The organism is Pseudomonas sp. FP2196, assembly GCF_030687715.1.
Classification (GTDB): domain Bacteria; phylum Pseudomonadota; class Gammaproteobacteria; order Pseudomonadales; family Pseudomonadaceae; genus Aquipseudomonas.
Genome location: NZ_CP117445.1, coordinates 5,937,116 through 5,960,831, shown reverse-complemented (window position 1 = coordinate 5,960,831; position 23,716 = coordinate 5,937,116). Strand labels below are relative to the sequence as shown.

Annotated in this window: 21 protein-coding genes; 12 read left to right on the top strand and 9 right to left on the bottom strand. The window is 60.3% G+C overall.

Translation table 11 applies throughout. The features are described from left to right. The first annotated feature begins 3 nt into the window (after positions 1 to 3). A complete protein-coding gene (locus PSH79_RS26820; RefSeq protein WP_305440418.1) occupies positions 4 to 2,424 on the top strand; it encodes a fimbria/pilus outer membrane usher protein in 2,421 nt (806 codons plus the stop codon). After that, positions 2,414 to 2,977, top strand: coding sequence for a hypothetical protein (locus PSH79_RS26815; RefSeq protein WP_305440417.1), 564 nt, complete (start codon positions 2,414 to 2,416; stop codon positions 2,975 to 2,977). Before PSH79_RS26820 ends, PSH79_RS26815 begins: the two co-directional genes overlap by 11 nt. A 4-nt stretch (positions 2,978 to 2,981) precedes the next feature. Here PSH79_RS26815 and PSH79_RS26810 read toward each other — a convergent pair whose 3' ends face one another. From PSH79_RS26810 to PSH79_RS26795, 4 genes are read right to left on the bottom strand one after another with little or no spacing between them, the layout of a single operon-like run. Continuing rightward, positions 2,982 to 3,719: an amino acid ABC transporter ATP-binding protein gene (locus PSH79_RS26810; protein WP_305440416.1), complete on the bottom strand. Its 738-nt coding sequence runs from the start codon at positions 3,717 to 3,719 to the stop codon at positions 2,982 to 2,984. Further along, entirely contained in the window at positions 3,706 to 4,356 is a 651-nt protein-coding gene (locus tag PSH79_RS26805) for an amino acid ABC transporter permease (RefSeq protein ID WP_305440415.1), read from the bottom strand. Before PSH79_RS26805 ends, PSH79_RS26810 begins: the two co-directional genes overlap by 14 nt. Continuing rightward, positions 4,353 to 5,021: an amino acid ABC transporter permease gene (locus PSH79_RS26800; RefSeq protein WP_187678219.1), complete on the bottom strand. Its 669-nt coding sequence runs from the start codon at positions 5,019 to 5,021 to the stop codon at positions 4,353 to 4,355. The genes PSH79_RS26805 and PSH79_RS26800 overlap by 4 nt, the downstream gene beginning before the upstream one ends. A 21-nt stretch (positions 5,022 to 5,042) precedes the next feature. After that, entirely contained in the window at positions 5,043 to 5,828 is a 786-nt protein-coding gene (locus tag PSH79_RS26795; RefSeq protein WP_123441794.1) for a transporter substrate-binding domain-containing protein, read from the bottom strand. 255 nt (positions 5,829 to 6,083) lie between these two features. On the opposite strand from PSH79_RS26795, the gene PSH79_RS26790 reads away from it, so the two are divergent. The 7 genes from PSH79_RS26790 to PSH79_RS26760 all read left to right on the top strand — a co-directional run bounded on the left by PSH79_RS26790 (position 6,084) and on the right by PSH79_RS26760 (position 14,213). Next, positions 6,084 to 6,791 carry a FadR/GntR family transcriptional regulator gene (locus PSH79_RS26790; protein WP_103302520.1) on the top strand — a complete coding sequence of 236 codons (708 nt, stop codon included), beginning with the start codon at positions 6,084 to 6,086 and terminating at the stop codon, positions 6,789 to 6,791. 120 nt (positions 6,792 to 6,911) lie between these two features. Continuing rightward, positions 6,912 to 7,241, top strand: a complete 330-nt coding sequence (trxA, locus tag PSH79_RS26785; protein ID WP_003206727.1) for a thioredoxin TrxA — start codon at positions 6,912 to 6,914, stop codon at positions 7,239 to 7,241. Between the two features lie 249 nt (positions 7,242 to 7,490). Next, on the top strand, positions 7,491 to 8,750 hold the full coding sequence (gene rho / locus PSH79_RS26780; protein WP_003229334.1) for a transcription termination factor Rho: 1,260 nt from the start codon (positions 7,491 to 7,493) through the stop codon (positions 8,748 to 8,750). 121 nt (positions 8,751 to 8,871) lie between these two features. Further along, a complete protein-coding gene (locus PSH79_RS26775; protein ID WP_305440413.1) occupies positions 8,872 to 10,833 on the top strand; it encodes an acyltransferase family protein in 1,962 nt (653 codons plus the stop codon). An 80-nt stretch (positions 10,834 to 10,913) separates the two neighbouring features. Beyond that, entirely contained in the window at positions 10,914 to 12,380 is a 1,467-nt protein-coding gene (gene ubiD, locus PSH79_RS26770; RefSeq protein ID WP_305440412.1) for a 4-hydroxy-3-polyprenylbenzoate decarboxylase, read from the top strand. Next, on the top strand, positions 12,380 to 13,348 hold the full coding sequence (locus PSH79_RS26765; protein WP_305440411.1) for a CDP-6-deoxy-delta-3,4-glucoseen reductase: 969 nt from the start codon (positions 12,380 to 12,382) through the stop codon (positions 13,346 to 13,348). The genes ubiD and PSH79_RS26765 overlap by 1 nt, the downstream gene beginning before the upstream one ends. 196 nt (positions 13,349 to 13,544) lie before the next feature. Further along, complete coding sequence (locus tag PSH79_RS26760) at positions 13,545 to 14,213, top strand: gamma-glutamylcyclotransferase (protein ID WP_187678213.1); 669 nt, start codon at positions 13,545 to 13,547, stop codon at positions 14,211 to 14,213. On the opposite strand, the gene glpT is transcribed toward PSH79_RS26760, so the two are convergent. Then, positions 14,189 to 15,538, bottom strand: a complete 1,350-nt coding sequence (gene glpT / locus PSH79_RS26755) for a glycerol-3-phosphate transporter (protein ID WP_016985912.1) — start codon at positions 15,536 to 15,538, stop codon at positions 14,189 to 14,191. The genes PSH79_RS26760 and glpT overlap by 25 nt on opposite strands. Before the next feature lie 226 nt (positions 15,539 to 15,764). Between glpT and PSH79_RS26750 the strand changes: the two genes are divergently transcribed. Together PSH79_RS26750 and PSH79_RS26745 are read left to right on the top strand one after the other, a co-directional pair. Continuing rightward, positions 15,765 to 16,394, top strand: a complete 630-nt coding sequence (locus tag PSH79_RS26750) for a histidine phosphatase family protein (RefSeq protein ID WP_305440409.1) — start codon at positions 15,765 to 15,767, stop codon at positions 16,392 to 16,394. Positions 16,395 to 16,573: 179 nt separating this feature from the next. Further along, a complete protein-coding gene (locus PSH79_RS26745) occupies positions 16,574 to 17,188 on the top strand; it encodes an energy transducer TonB (RefSeq protein ID WP_305440408.1) in 615 nt (204 codons plus the stop codon). A 71-nt stretch (positions 17,189 to 17,259) separates the two neighbouring features. On the opposite strand, the gene PSH79_RS26740 is transcribed toward PSH79_RS26745, so the two are convergent. Further along, a complete protein-coding gene (locus tag PSH79_RS26740) occupies positions 17,260 to 18,237 on the bottom strand; it encodes an NADPH:quinone oxidoreductase family protein (protein WP_305440407.1) in 978 nt (325 codons plus the stop codon). Between the two features lie 150 nt (positions 18,238 to 18,387). Between PSH79_RS26740 and PSH79_RS26735 the strand changes: the two genes are divergently transcribed. After that, entirely contained in the window at positions 18,388 to 18,795 is a 408-nt protein-coding gene (locus PSH79_RS26735) for a flagellar basal body-associated protein FliL (RefSeq protein ID WP_187678208.1), read from the top strand. 16 nt (positions 18,796 to 18,811) lie between these two features. Here PSH79_RS26735 and PSH79_RS26730 read toward each other — a convergent pair whose 3' ends face one another. From PSH79_RS26730 to PSH79_RS26720, 3 genes are read right to left on the bottom strand one after another with little or no spacing between them, the layout of a single operon-like run. After that, positions 18,812 to 19,930: an ABC transporter permease gene (locus tag PSH79_RS26730; protein ID WP_305440406.1), complete on the bottom strand. Its 1,119-nt coding sequence runs from the start codon at positions 19,928 to 19,930 to the stop codon at positions 18,812 to 18,814. Continuing rightward, on the bottom strand, positions 19,930 to 22,653 hold the full coding sequence (rbbA, locus tag PSH79_RS26725; RefSeq protein ID WP_305440405.1) for a ribosome-associated ATPase/putative transporter RbbA: 2,724 nt from the start codon (positions 22,651 to 22,653) through the stop codon (positions 19,930 to 19,932). Before rbbA ends, PSH79_RS26730 begins: the two co-directional genes overlap by 1 nt. Continuing rightward, positions 22,650 to 23,615 carry an HlyD family secretion protein gene (locus PSH79_RS26720; protein WP_305440404.1) on the bottom strand — a complete coding sequence of 322 codons (966 nt, stop codon included), beginning with the start codon at positions 23,613 to 23,615 and terminating at the stop codon, positions 22,650 to 22,652. Before PSH79_RS26720 ends, rbbA begins: the two co-directional genes overlap by 4 nt. Between the last annotated feature and the right edge of the window lie 101 nt (positions 23,616 to 23,716).

Genomic DNA, 23,716 nt, shown 5'->3' with positions numbered 1-23,716 from the left:
ATCATGGCTGGCGGGTTTTACCAATGGATTTGTCTGGCCGCGCTGGGAATCTGTGCGCAGGCCGCTTCTGCTGTGCAGCCTCAGGTTGTGGAGTTCGACACGGATGTGCTCGGCAGTCGAGGTGTTGATCCGGCCATGGCTGACTACTTTCGCTATGCCCCGCGCTTTCGTGAGGGCACGCGTGTCGTGGCGTTGTTTGTCAATGAGCGTCAGGCGGGATGGGCCGAGGCACGGTTCGACGCTGCAGGTAACCTGTGTTTTACCAAGACCTTGCTGGACAAGGCGGGTTTGCGCAGTCTCGACGCTGACCGCGAACTGCCGACCGCAAGCAATGAGGGCTGTCTGGCGTTTCTGGCGCACTACCCGCAGACGCGAGTGACGTTGCGGCCCAATCAGGAAGAAGTGCGGTTGGTAGTACCGACCCAGGCATTGGCTGAAATCCAGACTGTGAAGGCAGACTTCACGCGTGCCGGCACCGCAGGCATGTTCAGTTACGACTTGCTGGGCCTCGACTCCTCAGGAACAGGCAACAGCGGTTACGTCTCCGCGTCGACGGTGGCGGGCTTCAATGCCCACGACTGGATCGTACGTAGCCGCCAGCAGTTGACGTCAGGGCAGCAACAAGGCTGGGGCGTGGAGCATTTATACAGTTATGCCCAGCGCGATCTGCATGAGGTGAACTCGACTATTCAGTTGGGCCAGATCAACACCTTGAATCCACTGTTTGCCGGCGTACCGATTACCGGGCTGCAGCTGTTTCCTGTGCAAAGCAACGTACGGCCGGATGACCCGGGTGCGGTCGTCGAGGGGATTGCCAACAGTCAGTCGCGTGTTGAAGTTCGTCAGTCCGGAGCCCTGGTCTACACCACCGTGATACCGCCCGGGCCTTACCGTTTGAGTGGAATTGTCTTGCTCAACGGCAGCGATGATTTACAGGTCCGGGTGATCGGCGAAGAAGGGTCGCAACGGGAATTTTCAGTGCCGGTATCGGCATTCCACCAGGTGACCCAGAGCCGCCCCGGGTTTCATTGGGCTGCCGGCAAAGTGCGCTCAAGGGCGGATGAGCAGATCGACAGTCAGGCGGTGACATCGTTGACCGGCAGTTGGGGGGTTGGGCCATCGCTCATGCTCAGCAGCGGAGTGATGGCGACGGCGGATTATCAATCGGTCGGCTGGGGGATCGACACGCGGCTGTTTCAGCACGCCGATCTGCGTTGGCGCTCTGTACTTGCCTGGCATGACGACACTGGCTCCCAAGGCACCCAGCAGAACATTTCGTTGTCGAGCGCCTTTTTTGAGCGGGCGAGCTTCGGCGTGAGCACCACGTTGCGCAGCAGGGCGTATCGGGATTTGCTCGATACCCAGGCCTACACGGGCGATCAGTTGCAACAACGGTTCTCGAGCCAATACAGCGCGACCCTCGGTTGGTCGGAACCGCACTGGGGTGGATTCACCGTCGCCTACAGTCGTAGCGCCTTGCATAACGGCGATCATCGCGAGCGATTGAGTGGTTCGTGGGGCAAGGGCTTTCGGCATGCCAGCGTGTCTTTCAATATCGAGACCGAACCAGGCGCCTCCCGGAACAGGGGCGGCGCAACAACGGCGATGTACCTCAGCGTGGGGATTGCGCTTGGCGGTTCACGTCAGTTGCGCACCTATGCGCGTCGCCGCGAAGACGCAACGAGCCTTGGGGCTGCGTTGAGCGAACAGGTGAATGATGCAGTGAGTTACCGGCTCGGCATGGAGGGTATTGGCGATGACCCAGGTGCTCGCTACAGCGCCAACGTCGGCCTGGTTCCTCGTTATACCCAGGTCAACCTTGGCGTCAGCCAGGATGCCGCGAGCAGCAGCTACATGGGGCAATTGAAGGGGGGCATCGCCATGCATGAGGGCGGCGTGACGTTTTCCCCCTATGCGATTCAAGACACTTTCGGCATCGCCACAGTGGGTGATCTGTCGGGTGTGCAACTGTCGACGCCTGCGGGGCCGGCGTGGACGGACGGTGACGGGCAAGCGGTGATTTCCGGCCTGACCGCCTACAGCCCCAATCGTGTGGAGGTCGTGACCCGGACATTGCCACGTCGGGCGGATCTCATTAATGGCTACAAAGAACTGCACGCCGGACGCGGTTCCTTTAATACGCTGAATTTCGACGTGATCAGCGTCCGCCGGGTGCTGCTGCAGATTGTCGACAAGCGCGGCCAGCCCATTTCGCGAGGCGCTTCGGTGATGACCGCAGAGGGACAATTGCTCGGTTCGGTCGTTGAGGGTGGCAAGGCCTTTCTGAGTGATGTGCAGCCTGACCAGGTTGTGCAGATCAATCTGGCGGATAACCGTCGCTGTGAACTGCAATTGGCACTTTCGCCGCACAACGATTCAGAGCAACTGTTTGAGACCGTGGAAGGCGTATGTCATGCGAGTTAGACCGTTAACATCGTTCACTGCGCTGCGCCTGTGGAGCGTCGCGCTCGCTCTGCTGGCCGGTGCATCGCCAGGCTTTGCCGCTGAGTGCGAGTCACGCTTGAGTCAATCTGAAGTGGACTACGGGCGATTGCATCGCGGCGAGCTGCCTGACATGCCGTCAGGCCAATATTGGCTGGCCCTGGATACGCACCGGCTGACATTGACCGTGGTCTGCCAGACGCCTGCACCGATGAAGCTGCGCTTTAATGCTGCCAGTGTCGGCTCCGGTGTATTCAGGATGGGGAATGGGGGGCAATTTACCGTGCACATCAACGACGCCGTCATCGACGGTCGAGCAGCAATGCTAGTCAGGGACGGCCAGCCAGAACTGCGGCCCGAGCAGTCTTTCGACGCCGGGCAAAGCATTCAGGCGCAGTTGCCGGGAGGCGAGATGACTGCGCGGCACTTCACCGCGCAGATCGCCGTTCAGGCCTGGCTAGACATGCGGCAGTTGCAGGTTCGCGACGAGACCGTTGTCGATGGAGCCGGAACCTTTGAACTGCTGACGGATTGAGCCTTCAACCGGCGTGTTCCACCGTCCCGATGAAATTCGCCAGCTCCGTCGTCTGCGGATTGGTAAACAACACCTTCGGATCCCCCACCTCATGCACCTTCCCGTGGTGCATGAACACCAACTTATCCCCCACCTCGCGGGCAAAGCGCATTTCGTGGGTGACCATGATCAGCGTCATGCCTTCTTTCGCCAGTTGGCGCACCACGCTGAGCACTTCGTTGACCAGCTCCGGATCAAGCGCCGAGGTGATCTCGTCACACAACAGCACTTTCGGTGACATCGCCAAGGCCCGGGCAATTGCCACCCGTTGCTGTTGCCCGCCGGACAGCCGATCCGGGAACGCATCAAACTTCTCGCCCAGACCCACGCGCTCAAGCATCTTGCGCGCCAGCTCCGCCGCCTTGGCCTTCGGTACTTTCTGCACCACTTGCGGGGCGAGCATCACGTTTTCGCCGACCGTCAGGTGCGGGAACAGGTTGAACTGCTGGAACACCATGCCGACCTTCTGCCGCAGGCTGCGCAAGTCGGCACGGGCGGCATCAAGGTATTCGCCGTCGACTTCGATCACCCCGTCGTTGATCGACTCCAGACCATTGAGGGTACGCAGCAGGGTGGACTTGCCCGAGCCACTGCGGCCGATGATCGCCACGACCTGGCCTTCCTCGACGCTGAGGTCGATGCCTTTGAGTACGTGGTGATCGCCGTAGTATTTATGCAGGGCGGAAATTCTAAGCAGAGGCATGCAGTCTCCTTTCCAGGTAGCGCGCACTGAGGGACAAGGGGTAGCAGAGCAGGAAGTAGCCGAGGGCGACGAGGCCATAGACCATGAACGGTTCAAACGTGGCGTTGGCGAGCATGCCGCCGGTCTTGGTCAACTCGGTGAAGCCGATGATCGAGGTCACGGCGGTGCCTTTGACCACTTGCACCGAGAAGCCCACGGTCGGCGCCACGGCGATGCGCAAGGCCTGTGGCAGGATCACGTAGCGCAATTGCTCCAGCGGATTGAGCGCCAGACTCGACGAAGCTTCCCACTGACCATTGGGAATCGCCTCGACGCAGCCGCGCCAGATCTCTGCCAGATAAGCGCTGGTAAACAACGTCAGCGCAATCGCTGCCGCCATCCACGGCGAGATTTCGATCCCGGCCAGCGCCACGCCGAAGAACACCAGAAACAGTTGCATCAGCAGCGGCGTGCCCTGGAACAGCTCGATCCAGGTACGCGCGATGCTGCTCGGCAGGGTGTTTTTCGAGATGCGCATGACCAGGATCAGCAGCCCCACGAGCCCGCCGCCGATAAACGCCACCAGTGACAACGCCAGTGTCCATTGCAGGCCGGTGAGCAGGTTGCGCAGGATGTCCCAGAACGTGAAGTCGCTCATTGGCTGCTCCTGGAAATGTAGCGGCGACCGAGCCAGTTGAGCAGTTGGCGGATCAGTAGCGCCATGCACAGGTAGATCAGCGTGGTCAGCGCGTAGGTTTCAAAGGCGCGGAAGTTGCGCGACTGAATGAAGTTGGCAGCAAAGCTCAACTCTTCGGTGGCGATCTGCGAACACACCGCCGAGCCGAGCATGACGATGATGATCTGGCTGCTCAGGGCCGGCCAGACTTTGCCCAGCGCTGGCAGCAGCACCACGTGGCGGAACGCCTCGAAGCGGCTCATCGCCAGCGCCGCAGCGGCCTCCAGTTGGCCTTTCGGGATCGCCTGAATGCCGGCACGGATGATCTCGGTCGAATACGCGCCGAGGTTGATCACCATCGCCAGCACCGCCGCCTGCCACTCGGAAATCTGCACGCCAAGCGACGGCAGACCGAAGAAAATGAAGAACAGTTGCACCAGAAACGGCGTGTTGCGGATCAACTCGACGTAGACGCCGAAGATCGCCGAGAACGGGCGAATGTTCCATGCCCGCACCAACGCCCCGACGATACCCACGCCCACCCCGAGCACCGCGCCGATGGCCGTCAGCTCAAGGGTAAACAATGCCCCGCGCAGCAGCAGGTCGGTGTTCTGCACCACCGGCATGAAATCGAACTGATAAGCCATGAAGGTCTCCCGCGCAGTCGATCAGAGATCGGCCGGCAGCGGCTCTTTCAGCCAGGTCTGCGAGTTCTTTTCCAGTGCGCCGTCAGCCTTGGCTGTGTTCAGGATGTCGTTGACCTTGGTCAGCAGCGCCGCTTCGTTCTTGTTCACGCCGACATAGACCGGCGAGTCCTTGAGCTTCACTTTCAGGGCCGGCACACGCTTCGGGTTCTTCTCGCTGATCGCAACCATGACCACGTTGCCACTGGCGATCAGATCGACCTGGCCGGCGAGGTAAGCGGCGATGGTCGAGTTGTTGTCTTCGAAGCGCTTGATGGTCACGCCTTCGGGGGCGACTTTGCTCAATTCGATGTCTTCGATGGCGCCACGGGTGACGCTGATGGTTTTGCCTTTGAGGTCATCGAGGCTGGTGATCGCCGCGTCCGGTGGACCGAATACCGCGAGATAGAACGGCGCGTAGGCGCGGGAGAAATCGATGACTTTCTCACGCTCCGGGTTCTTGCCGAGGCTGGAAATCACCAGATCGACCTTGCCGGTGGTCAGGAACGGAATGCGGTTGGTGCTGTTGACCGGGGTCAGTTCAAGTTTGACCTTCAATTGATCGGCCAGCAGTTTCGCCGTGTCGATGTCCAGGCCACGGGGTTTCATGTCCGGGCCGACCGAGCCGAACGGCGGGAAGTCCTGAGGCACGGCGACTTTCAACGTGCCGCGTTTGACCACGTCGTCCAGACCGTCGGCGTGGGCGGGAGCCTGGCACAGCAGCAGGCCGGCAAACAGAGAAGCGAGGAGGGCACTGTAACGCTGGGTCATGGACAATCTCCGGATCGACGGGAAGTGATTTCTGCGATCGGACAGAGCACGGGCCGTGCCAATACCTGGCTTTTGCCTCGGCAGGCCGCGGTTTCAGCGGTTTTGTTCGGTCTTACTGGTCTGAACAGTCAGGTTGGTTTTCGCACTGCGATGGCGCATCGCGATCGATCATCGAACCCCGCTGGGGCACGACTTGCCGGACACGGCGAATAGCTTTACAACTAGCCGCACATTGGCCTGGCTCGTCTGAAAACCATGAACTCGATCTCCCGCGCCGTACCCGAAGTGGCGCTACAAGCGATCCGCAAACTGATCACCGAACAGGGGTTCGGCGCGGGCGATGCTTTGCCGTCGCAACGGGATCTGGCGTTGCAGTTGGGTGTCAGCCGGGCCTCGCTGCGTGAAGCACTGTCATCGCTGAGTGCGCTGGGGGTGGTGAGCATTCAGCCGGGTAAAGGTGTTTTCGTGCAGTCGCCGGTGGAATTGTCGCGCGGTGAGAACGCGCCGGGCTGGTCGTTCGCAGCGCAGGCGTCGCCGCTGGATATCTTTCAATTGCGCTATGCGCTGGAGGGCTTTGCGGCGGGGCTGGCGGCGGTAACGTTGAGCACGTTTGATCTGGATGCGCTGGAAGACAACGTCGCGGCGATGCGCGAGCAACTGAAGGCCGGTGACTTCGAGGCGGCGGCGAAGCTGGATTTCGAATTCCACCGGCGAATCCTGCTGGCCAGCGGCAATCAGGCGATGCTCAGCATCCTCACCGCCAGCGCGGAAATCTTTCTGGAAAGCCAGAAACTACCGTTCATCCGCGCCGAGCGCGCCATGGAAACCTGGCAGGAACACCGCAAGATCCTTCGTGCTTTGGCCCGCCGAGCCTCCGGTGCTGCGCAAAAAGCCATGCAGGAACACGTGCGCAACGCCGCGCTGCGCACCGGGATTGCCTTCATCGCCCCCGCCACGGCTTGACTTGAGCTATACCCAAACTCATGGGGCACCATAGCAAGACTCAATCATCTGCGGCTTCCTGAACGGGGGAAGGGCGGATATGATGGGCCACGTTTTTTTGCTTACAACCTGGAGAATTCCATGAGCAGCGATCTTATCAAACACGTTAGCGACGCTAGTTTCGAAGCCGACGTACTCAAGGCCGAAGGCGCTGTACTGGTCGACTACTGGGCTGAATGGTGCGGCCCTTGCAAAATGATCGCTCCGGTTCTGGACGAGATTGCCGAGACTTACAAAGGCAAGCTGACCGTTGCCAAACTGAACATCGACGAGAACCAGGAAACCCCGGCCAAGCACGGCGTGCGTGGTATCCCTACTCTGATGCTGTTCAAGAACGGCAACGTTGAAGCGACCAAAGTCGGCGCCCTGTCGAAGTCGCAACTGGCTGCTTTCCTCGACGCCAACATCTAAGCGTCGCAGTAAAGTGCCTGAAAAAAAGCCCCGCAATTAGCGGGGCTTTTTGCGTATTCAGGGCTAGACGCTCAGAAACTCAGGTGGTACATTCGGCCCCGCACTGGTTTCTCCACTGCCCCCTGCTAGCCGTCGCCGACGCACTCCTTTTCGAATAAGTACGCGATCCTGTCGCCTTCTCCGCGGCGCGGCCTCATTAAGCCAAAAGCTTAATTTCCCCCCCTCCATAAATGATTACGTCATTCCTATATGAATCTGACTGAACTCAAGCAAAAGCCGATTACCGAACTGCTCGAATTGGCCGAACAGATGGGCATAGAAAATATGGCCCGTTCGCGCAAGCAGGACGTGATTTTCTCCCTGCTGAAAAAGCACGCGAAAAGCGGCGAGGAAATCTCCGGTGATGGCGTGCTGGAGATTCTCCAGGACGGCTTCGGCTTCCTGCGCTCCGCTGACGCTTCCTACCTGGCCGGCCCTGACGACATTTACGTCTCGCCAAGCCAGATCCGCCGTTTCAACTTGCGCACCGGTGACACCATCGTTGGCAAGATTCGCCCTCCGAAGGAAGGCGAGCGGTATTTCGCCCTGCTCAAGGTCGACACGATCAACTTCGATCGTCCTGAGAACGCGAAAAACAAGATTCTCTTCGAGAACCTGACCCCGCTGTTCCCGACCGTGCGCATGAAGATGGAAGCCGGCAACGGTTCCACCGAAGACTTGACCGGTCGTGTGATCGACCTGTGCGCCCCGATCGGCAAAGGCCAGCGTGGTCTGATCGTTGCTCCGCCGAAAGCCGGTAAAACGATCATGCTGCAAAACATCGCAGCGAACATCGCCCGTAACAACCCTGAAGTTCACCTGATCGTATTGCTGATCGACGAACGTCCGGAAGAAGTGACCGAAATGCAGCGCACCGTGCGCGGCGAAGTGGTTGCCTCGACCTTCGACGAGCCGCCGACCCGTCACGTACAGGTGGCCGAAATGGTGATCGAGAAGGCCAAGCGCCTGGTCGAACACAAGAAAGACGTGGTGATCCTGCTCGACTCCATCACCCGTCTGGCCCGTGCCTACAACACCGTGATCCCGAGCTCCGGCAAGGTATTGACCGGTGGTGTTGACGCCCACGCCCTGGAGAAACCGAAACGTTTCTTCGGCGCTGCGCGCAACATCGAAGAAGGCGGCTCGCTGACCATTATCGCCACCGCGCTGGTTGAAACCGGCTCGAAAATGGACGAAGTGATCTACGAAGAGTTCAAGGGTACCGGCAACATGGAACTGCCTCTGGATCGCAAGATCGCCGAGAAGCGTGTGTTCCCGGCCATCAACATCAACCGCTCCGGCACCCGCCGCGAAGAGTTGCTGACCGCCGACGACGAACTGCAGCGTATGTGGATCCTGCGCAAGCTGCTGCACCCGATGGACGAAGTAGCTGCCATCGAGTTCCTGGTCGACAAGCTGAAGACGACCAAGACCAACGACGAGTTCTTCTTGTCGATGAAACGCAAGTAATACGCAGCTGTTTAAAAGAACGCCCCGAAAGGGGCGTTTTTTTTGCGCTCGCGGTGCATAACTTTTGCCAGCCGCTAGTGTCCTTGTTTGATCGCATGTATCTACAAGGACAAGAAGAGTTATGCATACGTTTGGTAATCGCCGTGATATCGACGGATTACGGGCACTGGCGGTTATTCCCGTGGTGCTGTTTCATTTCGGATTCAATACATTCAGTGGCGGCTTTGTCGGGGTTGACGTCTTTTTCGTCATCTCCGGCTTCCTGATCACCACCATCCTGTTCCGTGAAATCAGCGCGCAGCGTTTCAGCTTTCTGGATTTTTGGGGGCGTCGCGCCCGCCGTATCCTGCCGGCCTTGACCGTCGTGGTGGTGGTGACGCTGGCGCTGGGCTGGCTGTTGCTGACGGCCAAAGACCTTGCCGAACTCGGGCGTACGATTCGCTACCAGTCGTTGTTCATCTCCAACATCCTGTTCATGCGTGAGGACGGCTACTTCGCCCCTGCTTCGGAACTCAAGCCGCTGCTGCACACCTGGTCGCTGGCGGTGGAGGAGCAGTACTACATCTTCTTCCCGCTTTTGATGGTGTTGATGATGCGGTATGTCCGCCACTGGCGCTGGATGCTGTTCGCCGTGCTGCTGGTGTCGTTCGGCCTGAACATCGTTTATATCGAGCGCCGACCCGAATTCGCGTTTTTCTCGCTGCCGACCCGCGCCTGGGAGTTGCTGTGCGGCGCGATGTTGGCGGTGATGCCCGCCCCGAAACAGGCCGTACAGCCATGGCTGCGTCAGTCTGTCGGACTGGCCGGACTGGCTGCTGTGCTGGCGGCAATCTTCATGTTTGACCGGTCCACGGTATTTCCGGGCTGGGCAGCATTGCTACCGGTATTGGGCACGACGGCGCTGATCTGGTCCGGCGCGCAGGGCGCGACCTGGACGGGTCGGCTACTGAGTGTGAGTGCTCTGGTGTGGATCGGCCTGCTTTCCTATTCCCTTTACCTGTGGCATTGGCCGGTCTACGTGTATGCCAACGCGATCTCCATCGACGGCATCCAGCCGCTGGAGGCTCTCGGCTGGATGGCCCTGGCACTTGGTCTGGCATGGCTGAGCCTGCGCTATATCGAACTGCCGTTTCGTGAGAAGCGTGTGTTCGCCAGCCGTAATTCGGTATTGGTCGGTGGTTTGGTGTCGATCACGCTTCTGGCCATTACCGGGTCGGTGATTCGCTCGGCAGACGGTGTTCCGCAGCGTCTGACCGGCAAGGCGCTGGAATACGCGCAATCGCGAGAGTGGAACGCCGGGCAGTCGAAGTGCATGCATCTGAGCACGGACAAGGCACTGACCAAATCCTGCCTTGTGGGTGGCGATCAGAATATTGCAGCGACAAAAATGTTTTGGGGCGACAGTCACGCCGCTGCGTTGTTGCCGGCCATCGAAGGCAATGCCGGGCACAATGTGCAGTCGGTGTGGTTGTACAGCTTGACCGGCTGCCCACCGATCATTGATGACCACTTGCGCCCGCAGTGCAAAGACTTCAACCAGCGCAACATGGACCGTGTCACCAGCCTGGGGATCAAGGACGTGGTGCTGGCAGCGAACTGGAGCCTGTACGTTTATGGTCGTGAAGACGGCGACGGCGATCTGCAGTTCCTGCTTGATCGCAAAGACAATCCACGTCAGGCAGAGCAGCGCATGGCCGCCGCCATCAAGGCGCAAGTAGCCGAGCTGCGTGAAGCCGGTGTGCAAGTCTGGCTGTTCAAAGAAGTGCCGCTGCAACACAAGAGCTTCATCGACCGGCTGACAAGCCTGGCGCGCATCGGCCGTTCGGCAGAAGGTCTCGGTCGTCCGCTCAACGAGCACTTGGCTCGTCAGCAGTTTTTCACTTCGCTGTTCGGGTCAATGAGCGCCGCCGATTCCGGCGTGCATGTCATCGATCCGACGCCGTTGATGTGTAAGGACGGCTTGTGCGCCATCGATGTCGACGGCCACTCTCAGTACAAGGATGCTGATCATCTTTCGGACGTGGGCAGTGCCCGACTGAGCCCGTTGTTTGCGCCGTTGCTGTTGGGTGCTAGTCAAAATTGAGCGGTGCCAGGCTCTGACGGGCTGCTGTTTGCCCGTCAGAGCAGGTAGGATGTACGCCTATTTTGAGGGTGCCATCGTCAATGAAATTCAAGGATCTTCGGGATTTCGTGCAGCAGCTTGAGCAGCGCGGAGAGTTGAAACGCATCCAGATTCCCGTTTCGCCGGTGCTGGAGATGACCGAGGTGTGCGACCGCACGCTGCGGGCCAAGGGCCCGGCGCTGCTGTTCGAGAAGCCGACAGGCTACGACATCCCGGTGCTCGGCAACCTGTTCGGCACCCCCGAGCGGGTAGCCATGGGGATGGGCGCCGAGTCGGTCAGCGAACTGCGCGAAATCGGCAAACTGCTGGCCTTCCTCAAGGAGCCGGAGCCGCCGAAGGGCTTGAAAGACGCGTGGTCGAAACTGCCGATCTTCCGCAAAATCATCTCGATGGCGCCGAAAGTCGTCAAAGACGCGGTGTGCCAGGAAGTGGTCATCGAAGGCGACGACGTCGATCTGGCCATGCTGCCGGTGCAGACCTGCTGGCCGGGCGACGTCGGCCCGCTGATCACCTGGGGCCTGACTGTCACCAAAGGCCCGAACAAAGAGCGGCAGAACCTCGGCATCTACCGTCAGCAAGTGATCGCCCGCAACAAGGTGATCATGCGCTGGCTCAGCCACCGAGGTGGCGCGCTGGACTATCGCGAATGGTGCGAGAAGCACCCGGGCCAGCCGTTCCCCGTGTCCGTCGCCCTCGGTGCGGATCCGGCGACCATTCTCGGCGCCGTGACGCCAGTGCCGGACAGCCTTTCCGAATACGCTTTCGCCGGTCTCTTGCGCGGCAACCGCACCGAACTGGTCAAGTGCCGTGGCAATGACCTGCAAGTGCCGGCCACTGCCGAGATCATCCTCGAAGGCGTGATCCACCCGGGCGAAATGGCCGATGAAGGCCCTTACGGCGATCACACCGGTTACTACAACGAAGTCGACAGCTTCCCGGTGTTCACCGTCGAGCGCATCACCCACCGGATCAAGCCGATCTATCACAGCACCTACACCGGCCGTCCGCCGGATGAGCCGGCGATCCTGGGCGTGGCGTTGAACGAAGTGTTCGTGCCGATTCTGCAGAAGCAGTTCCCGGAGATCACCGACTTCTATCTGCCGCCGGAAGGCTGCTCGTACCGCATGGCCATTGTGACCATGAAAAAATCTTATCCGGGGCATGCCAAGCGCGTGATGCTGGGTGTCTGGTCGTTTTTGCGACAGTTCATGTACACCAAGTTCGTTATTGTCTGTGACGACGATATCAACGCCCGGGACTGGAACGATGTGATCTGGGCCATCACCACGCGCATGGACCCCAAGCGCGACACGGTGATGATCGACAACACGCCGATCGACTACCTCGACTTCGCCTCGCCGGTCTCCGGCCTGGGTTCGAAAATGGGCCTGGATGCCACCCACAAGTGGCCGGGCGAAACCACTCGCGAGTGGGGCCGCGTGATCGTCAAGGACGACGCCGTCACCCAGCGGATCGATGCCATCTGGAATCAGTTAGGAATAGATTGATGCGTGTAACCCTGCAGCCCTCCGGAGCGGTGCTTGAAATACAGCCCGGCGAGCGGATTCTCGATGGTGCGCGGCGCCTGGGCTACGACTGCCCGCAAAGCTGCCGCAACGGCAATTGCCACGTGTGTGCGGCGCTGCTGGTGGAAGGCCGGGTCGAACAGGCTGGCAAGGTGCATGACCACGGCGAGTTCTACACTTGCATAGCCGAGCCGCTGGAAGACTGCATCCTGTTGTGGGATGGCGTACTCGCGTTGGGAGAACTGCCGGTGCGCAGCCTGTCGTGTCAGGTCATCGAATGCCGGGACGTGGGTGGCGACACCTGGCGTGTGCGTCTGCGCGCCCCGGCCGGTAAACCGCCGCGCTATCACGCCGGGCAGTATTTGATGATCGAGCGCGAGAGCGGCGAGAAATCGGCGTTCTCCATGGCCTCGGCCCCGCACGGTGGACGCGACCTGGAAATCCACGTGCTGGCGCGCGAAGCCAGTGCGTTGAGCCTGATCGAACAGCTGCAACGCAACGCAATGGTGCGCGTCGAGCTGCCGTTCGGCGACACCCACCTTGCGGAACTGCCTGACGGGCCACTGGTGCTGATCGCCGCTGGAACGGGCATGGGCCAGATTCACAGCCTGATCGAACATTGCCGCGCCAATGGCTTCAAGCATCCCGTGCATCTGTACTGGGGCGTGCGCCGTCCGGAAGATTTCTATGACATCGAACATTGGGACGAGTGGCTGAAGCTGCCCAATCTGTTCCTGCACAAAGTCGTCAGCGACCAATGCGGCTGGGAAGGGCGCTGCGGCATGCTGCACGAGGCGGTCTGCGAAGACTTCCCTGATCTCAAGCCTCTGCACGTCTACGCCAGCGGCTCGCCGGCCATGGTCTACGGCACGCTGGATGCGCTGGTGGAGGCGGGGATGGATGCTCATCAAATGCGTGCGGACGTATTCGCTTACGCACCGCGCGGTTAATTCTTTATAACTCTGCATATAGCCGATCGGTATTTATCTAATTGAATAAATACCGCTAGGTTATATATCCATCAGGCAAATAATTAAGAACTGTGCCATGGCACTTAAATTGCCTTAAAACATATGTGCCTTATTGTTACAGCGGTGCGTTCTATTAAGTAATTCTTCACCCGCGGGGAGCTGAACGCTATTCGCCATGAGCGCCATTGAAAACGCTTTTCTGAATCTGAATTACCCTCCGCGGCTCGATCTTGGGCCGCAGCTGACGCACGAACAACTTCTCGCTTCCATGCAGTCGACCATGGCGCGCCACAAGGGCGGGCCGGTGTGGCTGTTCGCCTACGGGTCGCTGATCTGGCGGCCGGAATGCTCCGCCGTGGAACGAGTGCGCGGTCGGGTGCATGGCTATCATCGCGGTTTGTACCTGTGGTCGCACGAGCACCGGGGTACGCCGGAAATGCCGGGGCTGGTCTTCGGTCTGGATCGTGGCGGTTCGTGCAGCGGCTTCGCCTACCGGTTGCCGGAAGACAATCTCGATAGCGCGCTGTATGCCCTGTGGAAACGCGAGATGCCGGTGCCGTCGTATCGGCCGCACTGGCTCAACTGCCGGCTCGAAGATGGCACTCAGGTGCAGGCGTTAGGATTTGTTTTGGAGCGACACCTGCCCAGCTATGCCGGCAACTTGCCGGATCATGTGCTGAGCCAGGTGTTCGAAAGCGCAAGAGGGCGTTACGGCACCACTCGCGATTATGTCGAGCAAACCGCCCACGCCCTGCGCAGCCACGCCATGCCAGACCGGAATCTGGAGGCGCGGCTCAAGCGCTGTCAGTCACAAGCCGATCAGGCGACGGCTTCGCGGCTCTGACTGGCGACTTGCTTGTGCCATAGCGTCGGAGCGAGGAAGGCCATCGCCAACAGGCAGGCGCCGACCAGCAGCACGAACCCGCCGTCCCAGCCGAAATGGTCGACGGTGTAGCCCATGGCTGCACTGGCCGCGACCGAACCGCCCAGATAACCGAACAGACCAGTGAAGCCTGCGGCTGTGCCGGCGGCTTTTTTCGGTGCCAGTTCCAACGCTTGCAGGCCGATCAGCATCACCGGGCCGTAGATCAGGAAGCCGATGGAGAATAGCGCGATCATGTCGACGGTCGGGTTGCCGGCCGGGTTCAGCCAGTAAACCAGGGTCGCGACAGTCACCAGCGCCATGAACACCATGCCGGTCAGGCCACGGTTGCCACGGAAGATCTTGTCCGACATCCAGCCGCACAGCAGCGTGCCCGGAATGCCCGCCCACTCGTAGAAGAAATAGGCCCACGAGGTTTTATCCACGGTGAAACCCTTGGCTTCCTTGAGATAGGTCGGCGCCCAGTCCAGTACGCCGTAGCGCAGCAGGTAGACGAAGACGTTGGCCATGGCGATGTACCAGAGCATTTTGTTGCGCAGCACGTATTTGACGAAGATTTCCTTGGCGCTGAATTCGTCTTCGTGGCTGGCGTCGTAGCCTTCCGGGTAGTCGTTCTTGTACTTCTCGATCGGCGGCAGGCCGACCGATTGCGGGGTGTCGCGCATGGTGATGAAGGCAAACACCGCCACACCCAGCGCCACCGCTGCCGGTACGTAGAATGCCGCGTGCCAGTCGTTGAACAGGCCCATGCCGAGCAGGAACAGCGGGCCGATCAGGCCACCGCCGACGTTATGTGCCACGTTCCACACCGACACCACGCCACCGCGTTCCTTCTGCGACCACCAGTGCACCATGGTGCGTCCGCTCGGCGGCCAGCCCATGCCTTGGGCCCAGCCGTTGATGAACAGCAGAATGAACATCATGGTCACGCTGGACGTCGCCCACGGCGCGAAACCGAAAATGAACATTACCCCGGCCGATACCAACAGGCCGAACGGCAGGAAGTAACGCGGGTTGGAGCGGTCGGAGACCAGGCCCATGAGGAATTTCGACAAGCCATACGCGATGGCAATGGCCGACATCGCCAGACCCAGATCACCGCGGCTGTAGCCTTCGTCGATCAGGTACGGCATGGCCAGGGAGAAGTTTTTGCGCAGCAGGTAATAACCCGCATAGCCAAAGAAGATACCGGCGAAGATCTGCCAACGCAGGCGCCGATAAGTGCTGTCTATTTTTTCTTCAGGCAATGGAGCCTGATGCGCGGCAGGACGAAAGAAAGCAAACATTCAAGAGCTCCAGATTTCTTGTTTTGACTGCGGATGCGAATGTTACAGTTTCGTTACCGAAAATAGCACCGGTTCGCATCGACCAAACAGCGGAAAATGTTGGAAGTCGCATGTTCCTTTACGAACCTGTCGCTCAGCTGTAAGAACAGGGCGTTTTTGATGCGGTCGACGATGGCTGTCATAGACTCGTGATCAGTCACTCCGACTGAGTCAACCGAGATAAATAATGGACTTGAAGGTTCGCATGTTGCTGCCGCGATTGTTGGTGGCGGTAGCCCTTACCGTTTCTGTTCTGGCATTGAGTTTCGCGCAAGGTTCTGCTGCACCGGGGCTGCGCAATGTCACGGTGCTGATCGTCCGGCATGCGGAAAAGCCCGATATCGGCAGAGAGCTCAATGCTCGCGGTGAACAGCGGGCCGCCGCCTATGCCGATTACTTCAATCCGCTGAAACTGGCTGGCGAGACACTCACGCCCCAGCGCCTCATTGCTACCGCCGACAGCCCGGAAAGCATCCGGCCCCGGCAAACGCTGATCCCTCTGTCGCAACGTCTTCAACTGCCTGTCGAACAGCCATTTGCCAACAGCAAGGTCGATAAGCTGGTGAGTCTGTTGCGCGAGCACAATCAGGCCAAAACAGTGCTCATCGCCTGGCATCACGGGCATATCAATAAGTTGATTGCCGCTTTCGGCGGCAATGGTCCGGCACTGATCGGACAGGAGAAATGGCCTGTGGATGTCTACGACTGGCTCATCGTTTTGCGCTTCGATGACAAGGGACAACTGATGCAGTCCCGCAGTCAGAAGATTCAGGAACACCTGCTGCCGGGGGATGTTGGCGTCACCAGCGGAGGGTAAATGTCCGTCAGAAAAATGACCTGCGAACTGCCGCGCGGTGTTTTTGCCCGTTTTACCGTGTGGGTTTAGGAAACGTCCTGCGCATAAAGGCGAAGCAGCGCCATTCAGTTAAAAACCATTGCTCCGTAACCTTTGAGCTGTTGCCGGAAAGGGCATTTCAGTGATGAAGGGGCGGGATCATGCGATGGATTTTTGCTTTGTGTTTGTTGGTGTTTACTGGTTTTGCGCAGGCTTCAGAGGTGTTGTTGATACCCGAAAAAAATCCCGTACCGATTTATCCCAAAGCCCTGTCCAGAGCGGGCGTTACGGGGGAGGTGAAGGTCCGTTTCATCGTCAGGGCGGATGGCTCGGTCAACGAGATCGCCATTGTGCAAAGTGATCACCCCGATATGGCTGAAGCGGTCAGAGTCGCGGTAGAACAGTGGCGTTTCAAGCCTTGGGCGCTTGAGGAGGGCAAACCAGCTGAAAAGGCTGTTGTTGCGCCGATGGTTTTCCGGCTCGATCTGGCTCAGCCGATTCATGTCAACCAGCAGCTGAAGGCGCTGAGATGCCGTGCGATTAACGAAAACCTCGCAAACATTGACGAGTATTCGTGGATCGATTCGCCGGTGTTTGCGCAGACTCGAGCTTATCTTTCGAATGTATTCCACAAGAATCAACTACCGGATGCACAGCGTCTGGCGATGATCGCCAAGATGAACAAGCGTGTGCCGGCGATTGTGCGAGGCTGTCGGGACAGTCCGACACGTAAATACATGAGCCTGTTGCCGGTGGAAATTCGGGAGTTGCTTTGATCTCGGGTCTGCGCATCTAAAGAAAGGCCAGAACTACCGCACGAACAGTTCTGGCTTTTTTAAAAGAAAACTCAGCGCACCTGCACCACCACCTTGCCCACAGCCTTGCGCTGTCCAAGATCATTGATCGCCTGCGCCGCATTACTCAGTGGGTATACCTGCGATACCAGCGGTTTCAGCTTGCCTTCGGCGAACCAGCCGAACAGCTGCTGGAAGTTGGCCGCGTTGTCCTGCGGCTGACGCTGGGCGAACGAGCCCCAGAACACGCCGACCACCGCCGCACCCTTGAGCAAGGCGAGGTTGACCGGGAGCTCCGGAATGCGTCCGCTGGCGAAACCGACCACCAGCAGTCGACCGTTCCAGGCGATGGCACGGACGGCCTGGTCAAACAGGTCGCCACCAACCGGGTCGTAGATCACATCGGCGCCCTGGCCATCGGTGAGGCGTTTGATTTCGTCCTTGAGGTTGGTTTCGCTGTAGTTGATCAGCTCATCGGCGCCGGCGGCCTTGGCCACGGCGAGTTTTTCCGCGCTGCTGGCGGCGGCGATGACCCGTGCGCCCATGGCCTTGCCGATTTCCACCGCCGCCAGGCCGACGCCGCCGGAAGCACCGAGCACCAGCAGGGTTTCGCCCGGTTGCAGGTTGCCGCGCTGCTTGAGCGCATGCATCGAGGTGCCGTAGGTCATGCTGAAAGCGGCGGCGGTGTTGAAGTCCATCGATGGCGGAATTGGCAGCACGTTGTAGCCGGGCACCGCGACCTGTTCGGCGAAGCTGCCCCATCCGGTCAGGGCCATGACCCGGTCGCCGATTTTCAGATGGCTGACCTTTTCACCCACAGCGCTGACCACGCCGGCCGCCTCACCACCCGGAGAAAACGGGAAGGGCGGCTTGAACTGGTATTTGCCCTCGATGATCAGCGTGTCCGGGAAGTTGACCCCGGCGGCGTGCACGTCCAGCAGGATTTCATTCTTCTTGGCGACAGGACTGGCGACGTCTTCCAGCACCAGCGATTCGGCAGGGCCGAAGGCTTTGCACAGCACGGCTTTCATCAGGGCTATTCCTTTGGGAGTGATGGCCGATAAGTGTAGGTGTGTCAGTCAACGGGTCAACGAGCATGCCCGGCCCTGATAGTCAGCCATAAGCTTGTGCTTGCGCGGCGGGTCGTTATGCTAGGCCGCAAACCGGATAAGGAGCGAATTGTGAAAGCGTGGATCATGTTGTTGCTGGCCCTGTCTCTGCCTGTGGCAGCGCAGGCCGAAGAAGCCAAAGAAGGCGAGGCGCCGAAGGTCAACTACATCACCCTGAGCCCGCCGTTCGTGGGCAATTACGGGTTGGACGGCACGCCGAAACTGAAGGTCTACAAGGCCGACGTAGCGCTGCGCGTGACTGGCGAAGAGGCGACCAAACTGGTCAAGGCCAACGAGCCGCTGATCCGCAATCAGCTGGTGGCGCTGTTCACCCAGCAGAGCACCGAGGCGATGGGCAGTATCGAGGGCAAGGAAAAGCTGCGTCAGGAAGCGTTGAAGCAGACTCAGCAAGTGATGAATGACGAGACCGGCAAGCCGGTGGTTGAGGATCTGTTGTTCAACAACCTGATCATTCAGTAAGTGCGTTGGCTGCTGTTCAGGACGCCAGGCTTTTGCGAAAGCGCGCCAGGGCAATGACGAAGAACAGCAGGCCGATGGCCGTCAGCGCCAGCAAGTCCGGCCAGACCACGCTCAGCCCGGCGTCGCGAAACAGAATCGCGGCGCTGAGGCTGACAAAATGCGTGGACGGTGAGCCTTGCATGACCCACTGCAGCCATTGCGGCATGCTGTCCAGCGGCGTACTGCCGCCGGACAGCAGCAACATCGGGATGATCACCGGAATGGCCAGCAGGCCGAACTGCGGCGTCGAGCGCGCCAGGGTCGCCAGAAAGATCCCCAGTGCGGTACTGGCAAACAGATAAACCGCCGTCACCAGTAAAAACAGGCTCATCGAGCCGGACAACGGCACGCCGAGCGCGCCTTTGACCACCACCTCCAGTGACAGCCAGGTGCACAGCACCACCACCAGCAGGTTGCTCCAGATTTTCGCCAGCATGATTTCCAGCGCCGTCAGCGGCAGCACCAGCAAATGGTCGAGCGTGCCGTGTTCGCGTTCACGCAGCAGCGCCGTGCCGGTCAGGATGATCGCCAGAATGGTGATGTTGTTGACGATCTGAATCACCGCCAGAAACCAGCCCCCCTCCAGATTAGTGTTGAACAGGGCGCGGGTAGTCAGTTGCACTGGCGCCTTGCTCGCGGCATCGCTCTGGCCGCCATAGGCCTGCAGCTCGCGCTGGAAGATCCGGCCGATGTAGCCGGCGCCCATGAACGCCTGGCTCATCGCGGTGGCATCGACGTTGACTTGAATGGCCGGTTGTCGCGCCGCGAGCAGATCGGTCTGAAAACGCGCCGGAATATTGATCACGAAGGTGTATTGGCCGCTGTCCATGACCTGGTCCAGTTGCGCGTAAGGCAACAGCACTGGTATCTGGAACTCTGGAGGTTGCAGGACCTGGGCCAACTGGCGCGAGAGGGCGCTGTGGTCTTCGTCGACGATCGCCACGCTGGCGTTGTGCACGCCGATCACCGAACCGGCGGCGGGCATGTAGATCGCCACGGTAAAGGCGTAGAACAGGAACAGCAGCAACACGCTGTCGTGGCGCAGGCTGGTCAGCTCCTTGAGTCCCAGGCGCAGGATGTGCGCGAACTTGTGCATCAGGCCTCCTGCTTTTTCAGCATGACCAGGCTCAGCCCGGTGAACCCGACAAAGAACCCGAACAGCGCCAGGCACTGCGGCCACAGCTGCCGCAAGTCCAGCGCTTTGGTGAAGGTACCGACGGCGATGTCGAGGAAATGCCCCGCCGGAAACAGCATGCCCATCACCGCTGCGGCCCCTTCCAAAGAGGAGCGCGGCACAATCAGCCCGGAGAACTGGATGGTGGGCAGGCTGGTGATGATCATGGTGCCGAGGATCGCAGCGATTTGCGTACGGGTGAACGCCGAGATCAGCAGGCCCATGCTGGTGGTCGCCAGTACGTAGAGCAGGCCGCCGAACGCCAGCGTCAGCAGGCTGCCCTTGAACGGTACGCCGAACAGCCAGCGGTTCATCGCCACCAGCAGCGCAAGGTTGATCAGACTGACCAGCAGGTACGGCGCTTGTTTACCCAGCAGAAACTCCAGACGAGTCAGGGGCGTGGCGTAGAAGTTGGTGATCGAACCCAGTTCCTTTTCGCGCACGATGCCGAGCGCGGTCAGCATCGCCGGAATGAACGCCAGAATCAGCGCCATCACCCCGGGGCCAATCGCGTTGACGCTGACCACATCCTGGTTGTAGCGAAAGCGGGTTTGCAGGCTGGCGCCCGCCTGATAGTTGATGGCTGGGCTGCTCTGCTCGGCCAACTGTTGAAGATTGGCCAAATGGACGGCTTCGACGTAATTGCGGCTGGTTTCGGCGCGAAACGGCATGCCGCCATCGAGCCAGGCCGCCACGGCGGGTTGGCGCCCGGCGTACAGATCGCGGCCGAACCCGGGGGGAATCTCCAGCGCCAGTTTGATTTCCGAACGTTGCAGGCGTCGATGCAGTTCTTGAGCGTCATGGATGGCCGGTTGTTCGTCGAAATAACGGGAGCCGCGAAAGGCTTCCAGATAAGTTCGGCTCTGCGGTGTCTGATCCTGGTCGTACACGGCGAACGCGAGGTTTTCCACGTCCAGGGAAATCCCGTAGCCGAAAATCACCATCATGAAAATCGCCCCAGCCAGCGCAAAGGCCATGCGCACTTTGTCGCGCAGCAGCTCCTTGCCTTCGCGACGGGCCACTGCCAGCAGGCGACCGAGGCTGAAACCGCGCTGCTTGAGCGGTGGCGCGTTAGCCGCTGGCGCTGTCGGCGATTCACTCGTGGGCGGCGATTGGGCAGTGCCCTGGGCCTGTTCCAGGCACGTCACGAAAGCGGCTTCCAGCGTTTCTCCACCGAACTGACGTTGCAGCGCCGCCGGGGTGTCGCACGCCAGGACTTTGCCGGCGTGCATCAGCGAGATGCGGTCGCAGCGCTGGGCTTCGTTCATGAAGTGGGTGGAGAGGAAAATCGTCACGCCTTGCTCGCGGGAGAGTTCGATCAACAGCCGCCAGAAATCATCGCGGGCTGCCGGGTCTACGCCGGAAGTCGGCTCGTCGAGGATCAGCACTTCCGGGCGGTGCAACACCGCCACCGCCAGCGACAGACGCTGGCGCAGTCCGAGAGGCAAGGCCCCGGACGGCTGATCGGCGACGCTGAGCAGATTGAAGCGCTGAATCAATGCATTGATGCGTTGCGCGCTCTCGGCTTTGGGCAAGTCGAACAGCCGGGCGTGCAGCTCAAGGTTCTGCCGCACGCTGAGCTCGCCATACAGCGAAAAACTCTGGGACATGAAGCCGACCCGCTTGCGCGTGGCCAGATCCTTGGCGTCTGCCGGGTTGCCGAGCAGCGTCGCACTGCCCTCGCTGGCGGGCATCAGCCCGGTGAGGACTTTCATGGTGGTGGTCTTGCCGCAACCGTTGGAGCCGAGAAAACCGAAAATCTCGCCGCGCCCGATGGCGAAGCTGACGTGATCCACGGCGGTGAAGTCGCCGAAACGCAGCGTCAGGTCGTGGGCCTCGATGGCGATGTCGCTGCTGCCGCCGCTACGTGGCGGAATCACCAGCGGCTGGGCGTCATGCTGGCTGTCACCCTGGAAATGCGTGAAGGCCTCATCGAGTTTGCCGCTGGGGGTGACAGCCGCCAGTTCACGGCTCAGGCCGGTGGCGATCAACTTGCCGTTGTCGAGCATCAGGCAATGCTCGAACTGTTCGGCTTCCTCCATATAAGCGGTGGCGACCAGCAGGGTCAGTTGCGGGCGCTGGCGCCGTACGTCGTCGATCAACTCCCAGAAACGCCGGCGTGACAGCGGGTCGACGCCGGTGGTTGGCTCGTCGAGGATCAGCAGGTCCGGCTCATGGATCAGCGCGCAGCACAGCCCCAGTTTCTGTTTCATGCCGCCGGACAACTTGCCGGCGGGGCGCTCAGCGAACTTCAACAGATCAGTGGCGAGCAGCAGGTTGTGCATGCGTTGTTCGCTGTCGGCTTTCGATAGACCGAACAGCGTGGCAAAGAACTGGATGTTTTCGCGGATCGACAGCTCGGGATACAGATTGCCGCCCAATCCCTGAGGCATGAAGGCGATGCGTGCATACAACGTGTCGCGGTGGCGGCGCTGCTCAATGGGCCCACCGAGGACGTCCAACTGCCCTTGTTGCAGGCCCTTCACCCCGGCGATCAGCCCCAGCAGGCTGGACTTGCCGGCGCCATCGGGGCCGATCAGCCCGCAGCGGGTGCCGGCGGGCAGGCTGAACGTGATCTCGCTCAGGGCTTGCTGTTTGCCGTAGCGGTGCGCGATGCCGTTCGCCTGAACCGCGAGATTGCTCATTGCAGATTGGCCGGCCAGGCGATCGGCGCGGTGCGCACATACCCGGCACCGGGCATGCCGGGCTTGGCTTGCGGCACGGCGCTGGGTTGGGTCAGGCGCAGCTTGACGCGGAACACCAGTTTTTGCCGCTCGTCGCGGGTTTCGACTTCCTTGGGGGTGAACTGTGATTTGCCGGCGACGAAACTGATTTTTGCCGGCAAGGGTTTCTCGGGCAGGGCATCGAGCAGCACCCGCGCCTCATCGCCCACCGCCAGCCGCCCGGCCACGGAGGCGGACAGGTAGAGGTTCATGTACTGATCATTGGGATCGATCAGCAGCAGGACGCGGCCGCCGGCACCCAGTACTTCGCCGGGTTCGGCCATGCGTAACTGGATCACGCCATCAATCGGCGCGCGCAGGCTGCTGTCGTCGATTTCGCTGGTCAATTGCGCGACCTGCGCCTGCGCTGCGCCGATCGCTGCACTGACCGCCGACACTTGGGCGCGGGCCGCCGTCACCGCAGCGTTGCCGGTGCCCATGCGCGACTGCAATTGGTCGATGGCCTGGGCGCTGACGAAGCCGTGCTTGAACAGCGATTGCGATCGGCCGAGTTCCTGCTGGGCCAGCAATAGCTCACTCTGACGCAACTGCACGTTGGCCTGAGCGGCGTTGAGGTTTTCCCGGGCGCGCAAGACTTCGGCTTCGGCCTGGTTGCGTTGGGCTTCAAGGGTGCGGGTGTCCATGCGCGCGAGCAATTGCCCTTTAGTGACCTTGTCACCTTCATCGACCAGCACCTCGGCCAGGCGACCGGGTGTCTTGCTGGCGATCTGCACTTCGGTGGCCTCGAGTCGTCCGTTGCCGGCCGACAGACCCTCGGGCAGACGGCTACTGAGCGACTTCCAGTAACCGAAGCCGCCAGCGGCCAGCAGCAGTGCAATAAGCGATCCGGCAAATAGAAGTGAGGAACGGCTGTGCGTCGACATGGGGGCATCCTGCGGCTGTGGCGTCCAGTCTGACGGTTCAAGCGCTGGGGGCGCTTGATGTCAATCAAATGAGCGGCAAGCCTAGACCCTTTTGTCTGGGA

Bases quoted from the DNA above. Each gene is read 5' to 3' on its own strand.
- PSH79_RS26820 (WP_305440418.1), top strand. From the start codon at position 4: ATGGCTGGCGGGTTTTACCAATGGATTTGTCTGGCCGCGCTGGGAATC.
- PSH79_RS26815 (WP_305440417.1), top strand. From the start codon at position 2,414: ATGCGAGTTAGACCGTTAACATCGTTCACTGCGCTGCGCCTGTGGAGC.
- PSH79_RS26810 (WP_305440416.1), bottom strand. From the start codon at position 3,719: ATGCCTCTGCTTAGAATTTCCGCCCTGCATAAATACTACGGCGATCAC.
- PSH79_RS26805 (WP_305440415.1), bottom strand. From the start codon at position 4,356: ATGAGCGACTTCACGTTCTGGGACATCCTGCGCAACCTGCTCACCGGC.
- PSH79_RS26800 (WP_187678219.1), bottom strand. From the start codon at position 5,021: ATGGCTTATCAGTTCGATTTCATGCCGGTGGTGCAGAACACCGACCTG.
- PSH79_RS26795 (WP_123441794.1), bottom strand. From the start codon at position 5,828: ATGACCCAGCGTTACAGTGCCCTCCTCGCTTCTCTGTTTGCCGGCCTG.
- PSH79_RS26790 (WP_103302520.1), top strand. From the start codon at position 6,084: ATGAACTCGATCTCCCGCGCCGTACCCGAAGTGGCGCTACAAGCGATC.
- trxA (WP_003206727.1), top strand. From the start codon at position 6,912: ATGAGCAGCGATCTTATCAAACACGTTAGCGACGCTAGTTTCGAAGCC.
- rho (WP_003229334.1), top strand. From the start codon at position 7,491: ATGAATCTGACTGAACTCAAGCAAAAGCCGATTACCGAACTGCTCGAA.
- PSH79_RS26775 (WP_305440413.1), top strand. From the start codon at position 8,872: ATGCATACGTTTGGTAATCGCCGTGATATCGACGGATTACGGGCACTG.
- ubiD (WP_305440412.1), top strand. From the start codon at position 10,914: ATGAAATTCAAGGATCTTCGGGATTTCGTGCAGCAGCTTGAGCAGCGC.
- PSH79_RS26765 (WP_305440411.1), top strand. From the start codon at position 12,380: ATGCGTGTAACCCTGCAGCCCTCCGGAGCGGTGCTTGAAATACAGCCC.
- PSH79_RS26760 (WP_187678213.1), top strand. From the start codon at position 13,545: ATGAGCGCCATTGAAAACGCTTTTCTGAATCTGAATTACCCTCCGCGG.
- glpT (WP_016985912.1), bottom strand. From the start codon at position 15,538: ATGTTTGCTTTCTTTCGTCCTGCCGCGCATCAGGCTCCATTGCCTGAA.
- PSH79_RS26750 (WP_305440409.1), top strand. From the start codon at position 15,765: ATGGACTTGAAGGTTCGCATGTTGCTGCCGCGATTGTTGGTGGCGGTA.
- PSH79_RS26745 (WP_305440408.1), top strand. From the start codon at position 16,574: ATGCGATGGATTTTTGCTTTGTGTTTGTTGGTGTTTACTGGTTTTGCG.
- PSH79_RS26740 (WP_305440407.1), bottom strand. From the start codon at position 18,237: ATGAAAGCCGTGCTGTGCAAAGCCTTCGGCCCTGCCGAATCGCTGGTG.
- PSH79_RS26730 (WP_305440406.1), bottom strand. From the start codon at position 19,930: ATGCACAAGTTCGCGCACATCCTGCGCCTGGGACTCAAGGAGCTGACC.
- rbbA (WP_305440405.1), bottom strand. From the start codon at position 22,653: ATGAGCAATCTCGCGGTTCAGGCGAACGGCATCGCGCACCGCTACGGC.
- PSH79_RS26720 (WP_305440404.1), bottom strand. From the start codon at position 23,615: ATGTCGACGCACAGCCGTTCCTCACTTCTATTTGCCGGATCGCTTATT.